General features: G+C 46.6%; 12 protein-coding genes. 11 read left to right on the top strand and 1 reads right to left on the bottom strand.

Annotated elements, in window-relative coordinates; all coding sequences use genetic code 11:
* Positions 1–575 precede the first annotated feature (575 nt).
* Entirely contained in the window at positions 576–1,082 is a 507-nt protein-coding gene (locus G8759_RS21140) for a GNAT family N-acetyltransferase (protein ID WP_167212021.1), read from the top strand.
* A gap of 85 nt (positions 1,083–1,167) precedes the next feature.
* Here G8759_RS21140 and G8759_RS35980 read toward each other — a convergent pair whose 3' ends face one another.
* Positions 1,168–1,755, bottom strand: coding sequence for a hypothetical protein (locus G8759_RS35980; protein WP_232073893.1), 588 nt, complete (start codon positions 1,753–1,755; stop codon positions 1,168–1,170).
* 432 nt (positions 1,756–2,187) lie between these two features.
* Here G8759_RS35980 and G8759_RS21130 point away from each other — a divergent pair, with 432 nt between their 5' ends.
* From G8759_RS21130 to G8759_RS21085, 10 genes are all read left to right on the top strand, one after another.
* Positions 2,188–2,868: an RNA polymerase sigma factor gene (locus G8759_RS21130; protein ID WP_232073892.1), complete on the top strand. Its 681-nt coding sequence runs from the start codon at positions 2,188–2,190 to the stop codon at positions 2,866–2,868.
* A 178-nt stretch (positions 2,869–3,046) separates the two neighbouring features.
* A complete protein-coding gene (locus tag G8759_RS21125) occupies positions 3,047–4,135 on the top strand; it encodes a FecR family protein (protein WP_167212019.1) in 1,089 nt (362 codons plus the stop codon).
* A 179-nt stretch (positions 4,136–4,314) separates the two neighbouring features.
* The gene (locus G8759_RS21120) at positions 4,315–7,725 is read left to right on the top strand and encodes a SusC/RagA family TonB-linked outer membrane protein (RefSeq protein ID WP_167212016.1); all 3,411 of its coding nucleotides are present in this window, start codon (positions 4,315–4,317) and stop codon (positions 7,723–7,725) included.
* A 42-nt stretch (positions 7,726–7,767) separates the two neighbouring features.
* Positions 7,768–9,207 (top strand): RagB/SusD family nutrient uptake outer membrane protein, encoded by a 1,440-nt coding sequence (locus G8759_RS21115; RefSeq protein ID WP_167212012.1) that lies wholly within the window; start codon positions 7,768–7,770, stop codon positions 9,205–9,207.
* An 86-nt stretch (positions 9,208–9,293) separates the two neighbouring features.
* Complete coding sequence (locus G8759_RS21110; protein WP_167212008.1) at positions 9,294–10,886, top strand: FAD-dependent oxidoreductase; 1,593 nt, start codon at positions 9,294–9,296, stop codon at positions 10,884–10,886.
* A 275-nt stretch (positions 10,887–11,161) separates the two neighbouring features.
* Positions 11,162–11,674 carry an RNA polymerase sigma factor gene (locus tag G8759_RS21105; protein ID WP_167212004.1) on the top strand — a complete coding sequence of 171 codons (513 nt, stop codon included), beginning with the start codon at positions 11,162–11,164 and terminating at the stop codon, positions 11,672–11,674.
* Entirely contained in the window at positions 11,664–12,245 is a 582-nt protein-coding gene (locus tag G8759_RS21100; protein ID WP_167212001.1) for a hypothetical protein, read from the top strand. The genes G8759_RS21105 and G8759_RS21100 overlap by 11 nt, the downstream gene beginning before the upstream one ends.
* Positions 12,246–12,627: 382 nt before the next feature.
* Positions 12,628–13,107: an organic hydroperoxide resistance protein gene (locus G8759_RS21095; RefSeq protein WP_167211998.1), complete on the top strand. Its 480-nt coding sequence runs from the start codon at positions 12,628–12,630 to the stop codon at positions 13,105–13,107.
* Between the two features lie 186 nt (positions 13,108–13,293).
* Positions 13,294–14,313 carry a sensor histidine kinase gene (locus G8759_RS21090; RefSeq protein WP_167211995.1) on the top strand — a complete coding sequence of 340 codons (1,020 nt, stop codon included), beginning with the start codon at positions 13,294–13,296 and terminating at the stop codon, positions 14,311–14,313.
* Positions 14,294–15,055 carry a LytR/AlgR family response regulator transcription factor gene (locus G8759_RS21085; protein WP_167211992.1) on the top strand — a complete coding sequence of 254 codons (762 nt, stop codon included), beginning with the start codon at positions 14,294–14,296 and terminating at the stop codon, positions 15,053–15,055. Before G8759_RS21090 ends, G8759_RS21085 begins: the two co-directional genes overlap by 20 nt.
* Positions 15,056–15,112 lie beyond the last annotated feature (57 nt).

Here is a 15,112-nt window from a genome sequence, read left to right as displayed (position 1 = left end):
CGTACTGGGGCTTATAATTGTTGCTGTATCCCGGTTCACAGGAGCCAGTTAGTCAGAAGAATCGAATGCAAATCTGCCCTTGATTTAATCAAAACATGTCGGTTTTGTTCTATCCCGGAAATTTGAGTACGCATAGCTTTGCAGTCGATTCCCGACCTGGCTTTCAACGATGTAGTAACTGATTTGCATTAAAGTCGACACCTGAATAGAAAATTGGGTGTAAGCAGTAGTGTCGTAAACTGGTAAACTTTTGGCGTATCTGGATAATCATGTTAAGAAAGAGCACCACTACTTTTGATGGAGAGTGAATAAGCTTCCATTAAAAATGCCTGATTTGTCGCAAGATGACTATAAAATTGCCGGATTCACCCCCTGCGGTCTTAGGCAAAAGGATGTAAGTTTGGGCACTAATCGGCCTTGAATTCACTCCCTAATCGTCAACTGTCGGTTTTGACCTGACACAGGCAGAAATAAGCGGAGAATTTGTCAATGGATAGGGATCAGGCGGTTTCTAAACCGCGGAGGAAGCTAATGCAGGTTGTTTTACAGCAAAGTAAAAAGGAAAATTTATTGCTATGACAGCAAGTAGGCCAGAGGAGATGCAACGCCATTATTCGAATTACCTGATCCGGGAGCGTCATGACGACGAACCCGTTCCGTATGATCTGTTGCTCCTGGCGGACCCCAACCCTGAGCAAATTGATACCTATTTACCCGACAGCCGAATCTATTTGCTAGAGGTGGAAGGAAGGATCATAGGTATTGGCGTTTGGCAAATATACGAATCAGGCGCAGGGGAAGTACTTAACCTGGCCGTTGCAGCCAACTATCAGAATCAGGGATTCGGAAAGGCGATGTTACAGGCAATAATCGTTGCAGCCCGGCAGAGTAGTGTGCAGCGGTTACTGATTGCAACGGGAAATTCAAGTATCGGTCAGATTGCTCTTTACCAGCAACAGGGATTCGACCTGATCGACATTGATCGAGATTATTTTGTACGCCTGTATCCCGATCCCATTTGGGAGAATGGAATTCAGTGCAGGCATCAATTGATTTTTCAGAAGCGATTAAGCCACAGCTGACGATGTGGCCTTAGTAGCCAATTACAAAATACACTATAAAATTTCTTGAGAATCAATTGATGCCTTTGCCGGGTTCAGATATACGCTAGGAATCGATCCCAAATAGCCCCACAATTACGCCCAACGCGCCCACCAGACTCAAAATAAGGCCAATAAAAGCAACCGTACCACTTCCCAGGATTAACAAAAGTAAGCCTGCAACCAAGAGAACAATACCACCAATCAGCTTTCCACCATTGACAAGTGCCTTGTCGGGATGAGTCGCAGCCAGTTGCTTGCCGATTCGCTTGTTTAGTTTCTTTTGTATCAGCCGTTCAAGCCCATTTTTCGAACCAGGAGCATGTGTGGTCTTCATGTCAGGCACGCCTGAAGTAGAAGCCAGCAATGTCTTAATCCGGGCCATGTGCCTACTCAAATTTTTGTTTGCGGCCAGTTTGTTATCGTTACGGACGTAGGTGTCAAGCTGGGTAATAACTGAATTTGCCTGCACGAGTGGCTCTTTTTGTACCGAAATAGATTCGGTAGGCGTCTCTACTGATATGGTGCCGGAAGGAGCAGAGGCATAGCTTTTACTTGGGCTCTTCTGAAAATAAGCAACCGGACGACTACAGGAGCAAACTAATATAGTGCCAATTAATGCAACCCAAATGTACTTCGTGAAGGTAGAAATCATTGATTACGTTAAGTTTGAGCGAAAAAGTTGTTTTAGGGCTTTTCTCCGGAATCGTATTAACTACTAAAAAGTAGAGTAATGCGATCGGGAATAAAGCGTGTACTTAGTAAACCAGTAAAAAGTGCAAAGCCCAGGTAAACTGGGCTCAGTGCGTCAAATGTAGGGCGGTGAGACGTACAGCTAATTAATTATCGCTTAAATTCCAGTCGGGAGTTGCAAAAAAATGCCCAACTGTGTCGGGTGATAGTAACAGTAAGATTACGCCCATTTTCATCACAAAGGCTTTGAATCGCCCAGCCTATACCCAGCTAACCGGATTTACTGATTTTGTCGCGTCCTGAACATTATCTGAGCGTTTTTGGAATGATTTATCATGAGAATTAAATAATCTGAAAAAAAATAATCGAAAAATAGGATTAAAAGCGAATAAACTTGGCATTAGTATATATAGAGCCCCTGGTTGGGTCGATAGCTCCAGCCATTGCTCTGATTGATCCATCACTAACTCATAAAAATACGGTGCCGATACAGCCTTCTCCCAGCGACCTATGGTATGCCTTTCGTCAGGGGGATGGTGCAGCCTTTCAACAGATTTACCGGCTCTACGCCCCTGATCTGCTGAATTACGGCCATAAGGTTACGAACGATGTACCCCTGATCGAGGATAGTATTCATGATCTGTTTATTGAACTCTGGCAGAGCCGGGCTAATCTGAGCGATACCGATTCGATCAAATTCTACCTGTTCCGGTCGTTACGGAATAAAATCAATAAAGTTCGCAATCGTGATTTATTCTTTCAGGCGTCTGATATTGACTCGGCACCCATTCCCGCTGATGACTTTGTCATTGAAAACAACCTCATCGAGCGTGAGGAAATCGAACAACTTTTCCGACAGCTCCGCAAAAGTTACGCTTTGCTGACACCTCGTCAGCAGGAAGCGCTGAATTTGCGGTTCTACCAGCATTTCAGCAACGAAGAGATTGCTCAGATCATGGGGGTCAATTACCAGTCTGCCTGCAAATTTATTTACTCAGCCCTGAAAACACTCCGCGAAGTCGTCCGAATTTTTTCGTTATCGCTGCTGTGGTTCGAATTAGCACGATTAGTTTAAAGATCATAGAACGCTGATTGTTAAGGTGATTAAGATGAGGTATGATTCCCTTTGTTTTTTGTGAAATCATACACCTAAAATTTTAATTATTGATGATTATATATGGTTTGTTGTTGGAAAAATCATGTAAACCATAAGAATCTTAAAAATCAGCGGACTATTGAAAAGCGCTACAACCATGAATTATTATCAATTTAATGCGGAGGATCTGGCGGCCGACGACTACTTTAAGGAGTGGATCAACGCGCCCACGCCAGAGACAGAAGCGTTCTGGAAAGAATTTCTGCGGGAATATCCGGAGCGATATTACCAGATCGAGGAAGCCCGGCGGTTAGTCACTGGTTTGCAGCATATTCAGCAGACACCAGTATTGAGCGAAACAGTCGATACCATCTGGAACCGGATTGAAAACACGCTGGAAGAGTCACGCACAATCCCGATGACGCGTTGGCTGAACTGGCAGCGTGGCTGGAAAATTGCGGCCTCGATTGGGCTGATCCTGGGTATTGGTTTACTGGTCCGACAATTGACCAAAAAAGAAACAGACGCTGCACCGGGAGTCGCCCGGACAGCCGACGAATGGGTCGAAACCGTAAATGAAGCGAATCAGATCATGCAGGTTCAACTGGCCGATGGAAGCCGGGTTGATCTGAATAAAGGGGGTCGATTGCGTTACAGAACTGAGCTGGCAGGTGCCCAGCGTGAGGTATATCTGACCGGAGAAGCATTTTTTGACGTTAAAAAGAATCCGAAAAAACCCTTTGTCGTTTATGCCAATGGTCTGGTTACCAAAGTTTTGGGTACGAGTTTTCGGATTAAAGCGCTGGTCGATGCACCGACGGTGACGGTAACCGTGCGAACGGGTCGGGTTTCGGTCTACCCAAATCAGCCGGGCCGGGTCCATGATCCGGAATCGAAAGGCATGGTTCTGACCCCCAATCAGGAAGCTGTCTTTCAACGCGATGCGTCTACGCTTAATAAAACATTAGTCGAAAGTCCTCGCTTACTTATTCCCCAAAAAGAGGTGCTGGCGTTTGCATTTGACGATGCATCAGCAGCCCAGGTATTTAAAGCCATTGAGCGGGCTTACGGGGTCGATGTCATTTATGACGAAGAAGTGATGCGGTATTGCACGCTAACACTAAGTCTTACGGATGAAGATCTCTTTCAGAAATTAGATGTCATCTGTAAGGTACTGGATGCGGATTACAAGCTCATCGACGCCCAGGTAGTCATTTATAGTAAAGGTTGCCAGAAACTGAATTAATCACCTAAACAAATATCCAGTCATAAGCACCAGATAGCATCTCCAGAAAAAAGAACATCCGTAGTGCTCGTAACACCACGGATGTCGGAAATCCCCTTCACGCGTTTGGTTCGCAGGCATCTCATGAAAAGATGCAGGGGGCGTTTTTGTCCTAAAACTTTCAAAAACAGGTAAAACTAATGAAAAAACCAGTACCCGTCCAAACCCTCTTTCACCTCATGAAACTCTCGCTGTTACAAGCGCTTTTAGTGGTGATTTTTGCGGGGGCTTCACTGGCAAACGATGCCACCGCCCAGGAATTACTCAATAAGCGGGTGACTTTCCGGCTCGAAAATCAGGGTCTCCGTAAAGTGCTGAAAGAAATTGAAAGCCAAACGAATATACGGTTTGCGTTTCGGCCGCGCGAAATACCTTTTGACCTCAAAATCACGGTCGTAGCCACCAACGAATCGCTGGGCGAGGTTCTGGATAAAGTCGTCAAACCGCTTCGGTTACGGTACGAAGTCGTGGGTCGACAGATCGTGTTGAGTCCAGTGGCGGTGCCCGATGAAACTCAACCCTCATTTCAGGCTGAGGCCATCGTTCCCGCTGATCAGACCGTTTCTGGAACCATCTCCGACGAAATGGGGCAGGCGCTACCGGGAGTAAGTATTGTGGTGAAAGGGACAAACCGGGGCACTACCTCGGATGGGGACGGAAAGTTTCGCCTTTTGGTGCAGGATGGAAGATCGGTACTGATCTTTTCTTATGTTGGCTATGAGCCGCAGGAGGTAACCGTTGGCAATCAGGCAACGATCAATATTGCCCTTAAAGCCGATAACAAATCACTCAATGAGGTCGTGGTCATTGGGTATGGTGCGGTCAAAAAACGGGATTTAACCGGTTCGGTGGCTTCAATCGGGTCAACCGAATTGAAGGCACAGCCGGTTACTTCCTTTAATCAGGCTTTGCAGGGACGGGTATCAGGTGTGCAGGTGACTAACTCCTCGAATGCGCCGGGAGGTGGGGTCACCATCCGAATCAGGGGCGGCAACTCGATTTCTGCCTCCAACGATCCCCTGTATGTCATCGATGGTTTTCCGGTAACCAATCCCACAACGGCGCAGGGAGCCGGAGGTTCCGTGGGTTTTCCAAACGTTCTGGCAACCATCAATCCAAGTGATATTGAGAGTATCGAAGTACTGAAAGATGCGTCGGCAACGGCTATTTATGGCTCTCGCGGGGCTAACGGTGTGGTGCTGGTTACAACCCGACGGGGTAAGGAAGGTCAGTCGAGCGTTGATTTTGAAGCCTATTATGGCGTATCGAACATCATTAAAATGCTGGATTTGGCAACTGCCGAAGAACAAACGGCGCTTAAAAATGAGCAGCTACGAAACCTCGGCTTTGCTGAACGCTACGGTTATACGCCTGCTTACCCCAAAAAACCAGCAGAATACGGCGTCGGTACGAATTGGCAGAAGGAAATTTACCGGGCAGCTCCCATGCAGAATTACCAGCTTTCCTTTTCAGGAGGCACTGATAAACTGCGCTATTTAGTGAGCACCAACTATTTCAATCAGGATGGGATTATTATTGCCAATAACTACAAACGGTATACGGGTCGGATCAATCTGGACGCGAACGTAAATGACCGGCTAAAAATTGGGACGACACTCACCGTAAGCCGGAGTGTTAATAATGGGGTCAATGAGAGTGGATACGGGGGAAGTCCTGTTGGATCGGCCCGGACCATTTCTCCGGCCAGCCCCGTATATGATGCCAGCGGCAATTGGCAATTGCTGAACGTGGGACCAGGCTCGGGTATGGCCAGTATCGCCAATCCAGTGGCTTTGTTACGAACGTCCACTAATATTTTGTATAGCGATCGGGTACTGGGTAGTCTTTTCGGAGACTATAAAGTGCTGACCGGGTTAACCGCGCGCGTTAGTGTAGGTGTTGACTTGCTCAATACCCGACGAAATGTCTTTTTTACCCCACAGACCCTGGTTGCCAATACAGTAAACGGATACGGCTCGAACGGGACATCGAGCAACGTGAATCTGTTGAACGAAAACACACTCACCTATGCGCGCACACTGAATGCCAGCCATGCCTTCGATGTACTGGCGGGGATCACATTCCAATCCAATCGGGAGGAACGAACCTATCAGGAAGCTCAGAATTTTGCCAATTATACGCTGGGCGCGAACAGTCTGGCTCAGGCATCGGTGCTGATTGCCCCCACCAATTCAGTTCAGAAATGGGGCCTGAACTCCTATTTAGGTCGGGTCAATTACCGGTTTAAGGATCGGTATCTGTTCACGCTCACAGGTCGGGTAGATGGATCTTCCCGGTTTGGGCTTAACAATAAATATGGTTTCTTCCCTTCCGGTGCCTTTGCCTGGCGGGTATCCGATGAGCCCTTCCTGAAAAATGTGCAGGCACTTAGTGATTTGAAGTTTCGCCTGAGCTATGGGATTACCGGAAATGATGGTATTGGTCTCTACAATTCCCTGTCGGCTTACGTCACATCCCGTACTGTTTTTGGCGATACGGAAGTGCTGACAACGCAGGCTGGCCGAATCGGCAACCCCGATCTGCGTTGGGAAAAAACGGCCCAGTTTGATGTCGGATTCGATTTGGGGCTGCTCAACAACCGAATTCAGCTAACGGCTGATTATTATCAGAAAACGACCTCCGATCTATTACTAGCCATCGACCTGCCTGCCACCACTGGCTTTACAACCGTCACCCGAAATATTGGCAGTCTCGAAAATAAAGGATTTGAACTGGGCATTACTTCGGTGAATATAGACGGGAAATTCAAGTGGACGACCAACGGAAATATTTCTACGAATCGGAATAAAGTGCTCCGACTGGCCGATGCAGATCAGTATCTGGTGACCGATGGCGGTACAAGCATGCAAACGATTGTTAAGGTTGGGGAAGCGGTTGGGTCGTTCTATGGTCGGGTTTTCGATGGTGTATGGCAGTCAAATGAAGCGGTGAAAGCGGCCGGTGGCCTGGCGCAGACTGGCGACGTAGGAGGGGCACCCCGCTACAAAGATGTAAATGGCGATGGGGTTTTCAATAACGCGACAGACCGGGCGGTGATTGGAAATGGCTTGCCAAAATTCATCTTTGGCCTGACAAACACCTTTTCGTACAAAGGACTGGATCTGGCTATTTTTCTCCAGGGTGTACAGGGCAATCAGCTGTACAATCAGACCCGAAATATTACCGAAACGGACCCCGGCGCTACGCCACTGAAAAGCTTTATCAATGACCACTGGCAAACCGAAAAACCGTCCAACAATCGACCATCTGCCCGCCAGTGGAGTATTTTCAATAGCTCGTATCTGATCGAAGATGGGTCATTTTTACGACTCAAAAACATCTCACTGGGGTATCGACTCCCGTTGAAAACCAAAGCCATTCGCGCAGCACGAGTTTATGTAAGTGGGCAGAACCTCCTGACTGTCAGTAAGTATTCTGGCTATGATCCGGAAGTCAATTCAAACTTCACGAGCAATACCACCTACGGCATCGACAACTTCGCATACCCACCGGCCCGAACCTTCACGATTGGCGGCACGATCACATTCTAATTACTTATTCTCTCTGGAAAAACTTAACCGATCTATACGGCAATGAAACCATTCAAATTCGTAGTATCCATGCTGTGCCTTCTGTTGATGGGCAGCGGTTGCGAGAAAAATCTGGAAGAAGAACCCATCAGTTTTTTGAGCGAATCGAACTCGTTCAATAACGCGGCTGATGCCGTCACCGCAATCAATTCGGTTTATGACAGGGCAAAAGCCATTTACAGCATGCCAATGATCAGTCTGGGCGATTTGAGCGGAGAAGAGTTGACCCTTCGGCCCGATGGCAGTGCCTCGATCAGCGAAATCGACCAGCACAAATACACCTCGGCAAACACCCAGTTCGATGACTTCTATACGAATTCATATGTTGCCATTGACCGTGCTAATCGAGTTGTTGAAAACGTGCCCCGGATTGCGATGGATACGAAACTTCGTGATCAGGTTGTGGGTGAAGCGAAATTTCTGCGCGCGCTGTTTTATTTCAATTTAGTTCGTGCTTTCGGGGATGTACCGCTGGTGGTGAAAACCTCGACCGATGTGGTCAACGTCCGGGTTTCCCGCGACCCCGTCGACAAAGTTTATCAGCAGATTACCCAGGATTTACTAGATGCTGAGAAGGTGCTTCCAGCCACCTACACCGTTGTGGGTGAAATCGGTCGGGCAACGGTCGGAGCGGCCAAGTCCATTCTGGCGACCGTTTATCTGACCCGGAAAGACTGGGCCAATGCGGCCGCTAAAGCGAAAGAAGTTATTGATTCAAAGACTTATAGTCTGGTAGCCGATTATCGGGATCTGTTTACGCCAGAAAAGGAAAACGGTCCTGAACATATATTTTCCATTCAATACAGTTGTGTGCTTCCAAAATACGGGAGTCCGATGGCCGAAAATTTTGCCATTTATTTTAGCTATCCAATCAACCTGACTGGCGGATCTTACCAGGTCAGTAACTATTTCGCCAACTCGTTTTTAAAGGGCGACTACCGGAAAGATGTAACGGTCATTCTGGAAAAAAAACTGGCCAATGGAACAGTGGTGGCCTCCCGCACCGGCCCTCATCTGGATAAATACTGGGACCCACTGGCATGCGGTTCACAACAGGCCCGTAACAATTTTCTGGTTACCCGGTATGCCGACGTGCTGCTGATCTATGCCGAGGCCTTCAATGAACTAAATGGCCCCGGTTCAGAAGCCTATTCGGCGATCAATCTGGTGCGGGCGCGAGCCAGAAAGGGTAACACGGCATCGGACCTGCAAGACCTGAAGGGATTGACTCAGGCGCAATTTCGGGAAGCAGTGCTTCAGGAAAGGAGCTGGGAGCTGGCAGGGGAAGGGCATCGTCGCTGGGATTTGCTGCGCACCGGTAAATTTCTGGAAGCCGCTCAAAAAGAAGGCTTTACCAATGCTACAGAAAAGAATTTGCTGTTTCCTATTCCCATTTTTGAAATCGACGTGAACCCGGCGCTCAGGCAAAATCCCGGTTACTAAGCCGCACTGTTTGGGTCAGCTATCATATTCTGTCAAGTCTCCTTTCAGCCAGTAGCGGGAGCGCTACATTAATCTCAAATTTTACGATGAAATCGATTTCCTTATTTTGCCTACTACTAGTCTGTTGCTGTTCGTTCCAGCTTAAAAAGCCAGCTCAAACAGAAACCTACGACGTAGTCGTTTACGGAGGAACGCCTGGTGGCATTATTTCGGCCGTAGCGGCTGCTCGCGAAGGTGTCCGTGTTCTGCTTATTGAGCCCACCAAACATGTGGGTGGACTCAACACCAGCGGCATCGGTACGGCCGAATCAGAACACATGATTGAGGAGACCTATTCAGGCCTGCCCCTGGAGTTTTATGAACGATTGGGCAAGCATTACGGTAAAAGCGGCCCTACGTTTTACTTTGAGTCGCATGTAGCCGAAAAAACCTTTACCGATTTATTGAAGGAAGCGAACGTGACCGTTGTGTACGAAGCGTTTGTTAAATCCGTTCAAAAAAAGGCCACAGTTATTCAGTCCGTAAGTTTGACGAATGGAAGAAACGTAGCGGGGAAAGTCTTCATCGATGCGACCTATGAAGGTGATCTGATGGCTCGTGCGGGGGTATCTCATACGCATGGCCGGGAGAGTCGTGAACAATATGGGGAATCGTTGGCTGGAGTACGCTTTATCGATACGCCTATTGAGGCTGCTCCTTATGACGATTCGGGCAGGTTATTGCCGGGTTTTGTGGAACGGAATACATTGACAGAGGGCCAGGCCAGCGATCGGGTAATGAATTACAATTTTCGATTGATGATGTCCACCAAATCGGATCGGCGGCCTTTTCCCAAACCAGCATTGTATAAACCGGAACGTTATCTTTTGTTGACCCGATTGCTTAAAAACCACCCGGAAACGACCTTAAAGGATATAATCGATCTATATTCCTGGACATATCCCAAGGGTAAATTTGAGACGAATAATAAGCAGAAAGCGGTTATCTCCCTGGGCCATTTCGGGGGGAATGTCGATTATCCGGAAGCCGACTACACCCGACGTGATGCTATTTATCAGGACCATAAAGCCTGGACCCTCGGGCTGATGTATTATCTGGCCAATGACCCATCCGTTCCGGAGACCTTGCGAACAGAAACGTCGGGTTATGGCTTGAGCGCCGATGAATTTACAGACAATGAAAATTTTCCATATTACCTCTACGTACGGGAAGCCCGCCGGATGATTGGCGCTTATGTGCAAACCCAGAAAGACATTTTACAGGAACGTACAAAGCCCGATGCCATTTGTTTGGGTTCACACTGGATAGATAGCCACCATGTTCAGCGGGTTGCCGTTTCGAAGACGCAGTTTGTGAATGAAGGCCGAATATGGGAGCCGATTACCCAGCCCTATGAACTGTCATACCGAATTATTACGCCAAAAGCTACGGAGTGTACCAACCTGCTCGTACCCGTATGTGCTTCGTCTTCTCATGTTGGTTTTTGTTCGTTACGGGTCGAATCGACCTGGATGCAACTGGGCAATAGTGCGGGTATTGCGGCTGCGATGGCCATAAAACAGAAAAAAAACGTGCAGGATTTGGCTTACAATGCCTTAAAAACGGCACTGGAAAAGAAAGGGGTGATTTTGAGCATCGATCATCAGACCTGGAATGGCACTAAGGATGTGACGAAATAATCACTGAGAACTAAGATCAGACAGCTAGCTGGCGAAAGGCCGTCAAGTTGGGATTCGGGAGATTCTATACCCTAATTCTAACTTGACGGCCTTTCTTATGTCAACTTATCGCGAACCCAGACCGATTCTAGTATTACCCGACTTTGGCAAATTATCTCTAACGAACGATGACGCTGGATATAGAAGGGAGAAACCGAAAAAAAACATCGCTATTTTTTATAGAATTGTAAGAATTCACTCCCTGACTAGTACTAATATAGTAAATACCGGGTGTCATGAGTGAACTAGAACAGAATCAAACCTTTACCCAGTGGCTTGGCCAACATAAAGCATTGCTGTTTAAAGTAGTGCGGGCTTATGCCGTTACAGCCATGGACCAGGATGATCTTTTCCAGGAGATCATTATTCAGGTATGGCATTCCATTCCTGCCTTCCGTCAGCAGTCGTCAACCACCACCTGGATTTACCGTATTGCGCTAAATACGGCCATTAAATGGGCCAATAAAGAACGGAAACATACCCAAAGCACCGAAACGCTTGACCAGCTTCCGCCTATTTTACAGGAGACTGCCATTCAGATTGATGAACGCCTGACCTGGCTCTATGAAGAAATTTACAAACTCGATGAGATAGATCGTTCGCTTTCTCTATTGATTCTGGATGGGTTCAGCTACAAAGAGATGGCGACAATACTGGGAATCACGGAATCAAATGTCGGGGTGAAAATTAATCGCATCAAGAAACTGCTTATCAGTAAATCTAAACAACAGGATTATCATGGAATTTGATGAATTGCAAAAAATCTGGGATTCCCAGACAAAGGAACCTCTCTGGGTGATCAATGAACACGGATTGCATAAACGCATTCTGGCAAAAAAGAGCCAGGCTCATCATATCACTAATTTTAGTGAGTTGCTCACAATTTGGGTGAATCTGGGTGCCGGGAGTTTTGTGCTTGGAGTTAATTTCTTTAAGCGTCCTGAGAATTTATTTATGTATGTAATGGCTGGCTGGATGCTTGTGACTGCGTTATTTGTTGTTGTCAGTCGGATTCGTCGGCTTAAAAGTGAAACGACGTTTGATCGTTCGATGCTGGGCGAGTTGAATGAAGCGATCGCAATGGCTACTTACCAGGTTCGTCTGTCACGGCTGCTGCGTTGGAATATTGTTCCCATTGGTGCTCTTAGCCTGCTCAGTGTCTGGGAGGGCGGAAAATCAGGGTGGCTTTTAGTTGTCCTCCTGATCTTTTTTGTCCTGGTCTATTTCGCCAGCGGCTGGGAGCATCGGATCTATGCGGTCAAAAAAAGGGAGCTGGACGTATTATTAAAAAAGCTACAGACAGAAGAGACCGTCAGTTAAAATCTGGCTCTATGCTGTAACCCGGCATTCAGGCATGATCGTTCCGGCGGAATCAGTGTGATCAGGCGGCAGTTTTGCTAGGTTCAATTGGCATAGCCTAATCAATTGTCGCCAAGTAAGCAGGGGTGGTCACGTCGCGCAGTGCGAGCTGACCACTCTTTCTTGTTGTGAAATATCCCATGTAGTCAAATGCCGGTTTTAACGGGTTCATGAGTAGGGCAGGAGGTAGAGGGTATGCTATCTCACTACAGCTATTAAAAATAGTCGAACCTGGAAGTGTCTACTTCACGGTCAACTTTGTCTGGTTGCCACACTTCGTGATTGAGCGTCGTGTGCTGGAAGAATACTTTTGAGGAAACAATCAGACTTGAATCTTAAGACAATGGAAACGAATGATCTCGAAGTATTAATCCTGAATTCGACCAAAATTTTCGAAGAAATCAACATCAATGAAGTTGGGAAAGTACTTTATACCGGTAAAACTCATACGACCGGCGGTCGGGATGGCGCATCCAGAAGCTCGGATGGACGACTGGACGTTAAGCTCTCATCGCCGGGAACACCGGGCATTGGTACCAATCCCGAGCAACTATTCGCTGCTGGCTGGTCGGCATGTTTCGAAGGAGCGATGGGGATTGCGGCCCGCGACATGAAGATTAAACTCCCAGCTGACCTCGCCATCGATGCGGAAGTTGACCTGGCTAACACGGCTGGAGCTTACTTACTTCAGGCTCGCCTTACTGTGAGCTTACCCGGATTGGACAGTGACGTTGCTCAGACATTGGTGAAAACGGCGCATCAAACCTGTCCCTACTCGAAACTTACCCGAGGCAATATTAACGTTGTTATCAATCTGCTGTAAACCAAATCAGCCTGACTAGATGGCCTGCCGTTACAACACGGCAGGCTATTTTTTAGCCGGAGCTGGCTTATAGTGAACGCAACGGTTGTGCTTGATCACAGAATTCTACATAAATCGTTCTTGCTTAAATGAGCGAGGAAGATAAGCTTTGTGCTGGCTGGTTTTGTACTCCCAATTTATTAGTCAATGAGAAATACAAACTTTAAAATCTCTCCTGGAATCATATGGGTCAGTTCGATTTTCCTGGGTTTGTTATCATCCGTACCTCAGATAGCTGAGCGACATTTCAACGCTGCGGAAGCAGCGGTCAACTCGGCCATTACCAGTCTGTTTTCTCTTTTTGTGTGGTATTATAACCTATACACGCTACCCAAACACTACTCACAATACGGCAACAGGACCATTTCCTACTATCGGCTATTAAGCAGCCTGTTAGTTGGTATGGTGGTTATGTTGGGATTAGCTTCCCTCCAGCAACTCCTGTTGGCTCATATCAATTTCGGACCCGTGATGCTGATGGTTGAGGTGAGGGGAATACTTATTAACCTGGTTTTTTACATGCTCCTGCATCTGCTCTATCAGAACTACAGGAATCAGCAGGTGAACATCGAACTCGAACGAACAACGGCCGACAACCTGGGAGCGCAGTACGAATTGCTCAAACAGCAGATCAACCCTCATTTTCTCTTCAATAGCCTGAATACATTGAAGGTTATGGTTGAAAGTGGGGATAAAAACTCGGTGGATTTTATTCTGAAACTGGCGAATTTCTATCGATTTACCCTGGAGAGCCGCAAATTAGACCTGATCCATTTATCGGAAGAGCTGGAAATCGTAGAGGCTTATAACTTTCTGTTGAAAGCACGGTTTGAGGAAGGTTTTATATTTACCAATACCGTTCAGAAAGACTATCTAAACACGCTTATACCTCCGTTTACTTTGCAGTTACTGATCGAAAATTGCATTAAACACAATATCGTATCGCTGGAACGGCCATTGCAGATTAAACTGTATACCGAGAATGATGCACTCGTTCTTGAGAACCAGCTTCAACTAAAAAGAAGTGAGGAGTCTTCATTAGGCGTTGGGCTTCAAAATATCAAACAGAGGTATAGTCACCTGTTGGACAGGCAGATAGAGGTCATAACACACGATAATACCTTCAAAATAAAACTCCCCATCATTCATGAACATCATCATCATTGAAGACGAAGTAAAGGCGGCACGATCCCTTGAAACGATCATAACAGAAGTAAGACCAGAGGCCAAAGTAATTGCAAAGCTTCAGAGTATTGAAAGTTCGGTGAAGTACCTGACTGAAAACAAGCAGCCTGACCTCATCTTTATGGATATCCAACTGTCGGATGGATTATGTTTCGAGATTTTTAAGACAGTTAAAATTTCGTGCCCCATTATTTTTTGTACTGCATTTGACGAATATTCGCTGGAAGCCTTTAAAGCCAATAGCGTTGATTATGTTCTAAAACCATTTTCAAAAAATGATATCATCGACGCCTTCAGGAAAGTGGATGAACTGCGTTCTTTTTTCCAGCAGAGTGCCATAACTGGCCTAAATGACCTGTTGGCTCAATTGACACCGCCCACCGGCAAAAAGAGTTTCCTGGTATTTAAAAACAATAAATACATCACCATTGCGACAGATAGTATCGCTTTCTTTTATATCAGGAACGAACTGTCTACGATCAAGTGCTTCGATCTACAGGAGTACACGGTCAATCAGTCGCTCGATCAGATCAGCAGTCTATTATCACCCAGTCAGTTCTTCCGATTGAACAGACAGTATATCGTCAATTTTAGCGCAGTAAAAGAAGTAGAACATTATTTTATGCGTAAACTATACGTAAAACTGGTTATTCCGACGCCCGATAAATTGCTGATCAATAAGGAAAAAGCACCAACTTTTTTAAGCTGGCTCGAAAACCGATAATTGTTATGTAGCAATTGAGACTCTAACAGACCCTAAAGTTCGATTATCAAAAACACT

It is taken from the genome of Spirosoma aureum (assembly GCF_011604685.1).
Lineage (GTDB): Bacteria > Bacteroidota > Bacteroidia > Cytophagales > Spirosomataceae > Spirosoma > Spirosoma aureum.
This window is presented reverse-complemented; position numbering and strand designations above follow the sequence as displayed.

Excerpts from the sequence above, each read along its gene's own strand:
- G8759_RS21140 (WP_167212021.1), top strand. The coding sequence starts at position 576 with ATGACAGCAAGTAGGCCAGAGGAGATGCAACGCCATTATTCGAATTAC.
- G8759_RS35980 (WP_232073893.1), bottom strand. The coding sequence starts at position 1,755 with ATGATTTCTACCTTCACGAAGTACATTTGGGTTGCATTAATTGGCACT.
- G8759_RS21125 (WP_167212019.1), top strand. The coding sequence starts at position 3,047 with ATGAATTATTATCAATTTAATGCGGAGGATCTGGCGGCCGACGACTAC.
- G8759_RS21120 (WP_167212016.1), top strand. The coding sequence starts at position 4,315 with ATGAAAAAACCAGTACCCGTCCAAACCCTCTTTCACCTCATGAAACTC.
- G8759_RS21115 (WP_167212012.1), top strand. The coding sequence starts at position 7,768 with ATGAAACCATTCAAATTCGTAGTATCCATGCTGTGCCTTCTGTTGATG.
- G8759_RS21110 (WP_167212008.1), top strand. The coding sequence starts at position 9,294 with ATGAAATCGATTTCCTTATTTTGCCTACTACTAGTCTGTTGCTGTTCG.
- G8759_RS21105 (WP_167212004.1), top strand. The coding sequence starts at position 11,162 with ATGAGTGAACTAGAACAGAATCAAACCTTTACCCAGTGGCTTGGCCAA.
- G8759_RS21100 (WP_167212001.1), top strand. The coding sequence starts at position 11,664 with ATGGAATTTGATGAATTGCAAAAAATCTGGGATTCCCAGACAAAGGAA.
- G8759_RS21095 (WP_167211998.1), top strand. The coding sequence starts at position 12,628 with ATGGAAACGAATGATCTCGAAGTATTAATCCTGAATTCGACCAAAATT.
- G8759_RS21090 (WP_167211995.1), top strand. The coding sequence starts at position 13,294 with ATGAGAAATACAAACTTTAAAATCTCTCCTGGAATCATATGGGTCAGT.
- G8759_RS21085 (WP_167211992.1), top strand. The coding sequence starts at position 14,294 with ATGAACATCATCATCATTGAAGACGAAGTAAAGGCGGCACGATCCCTT.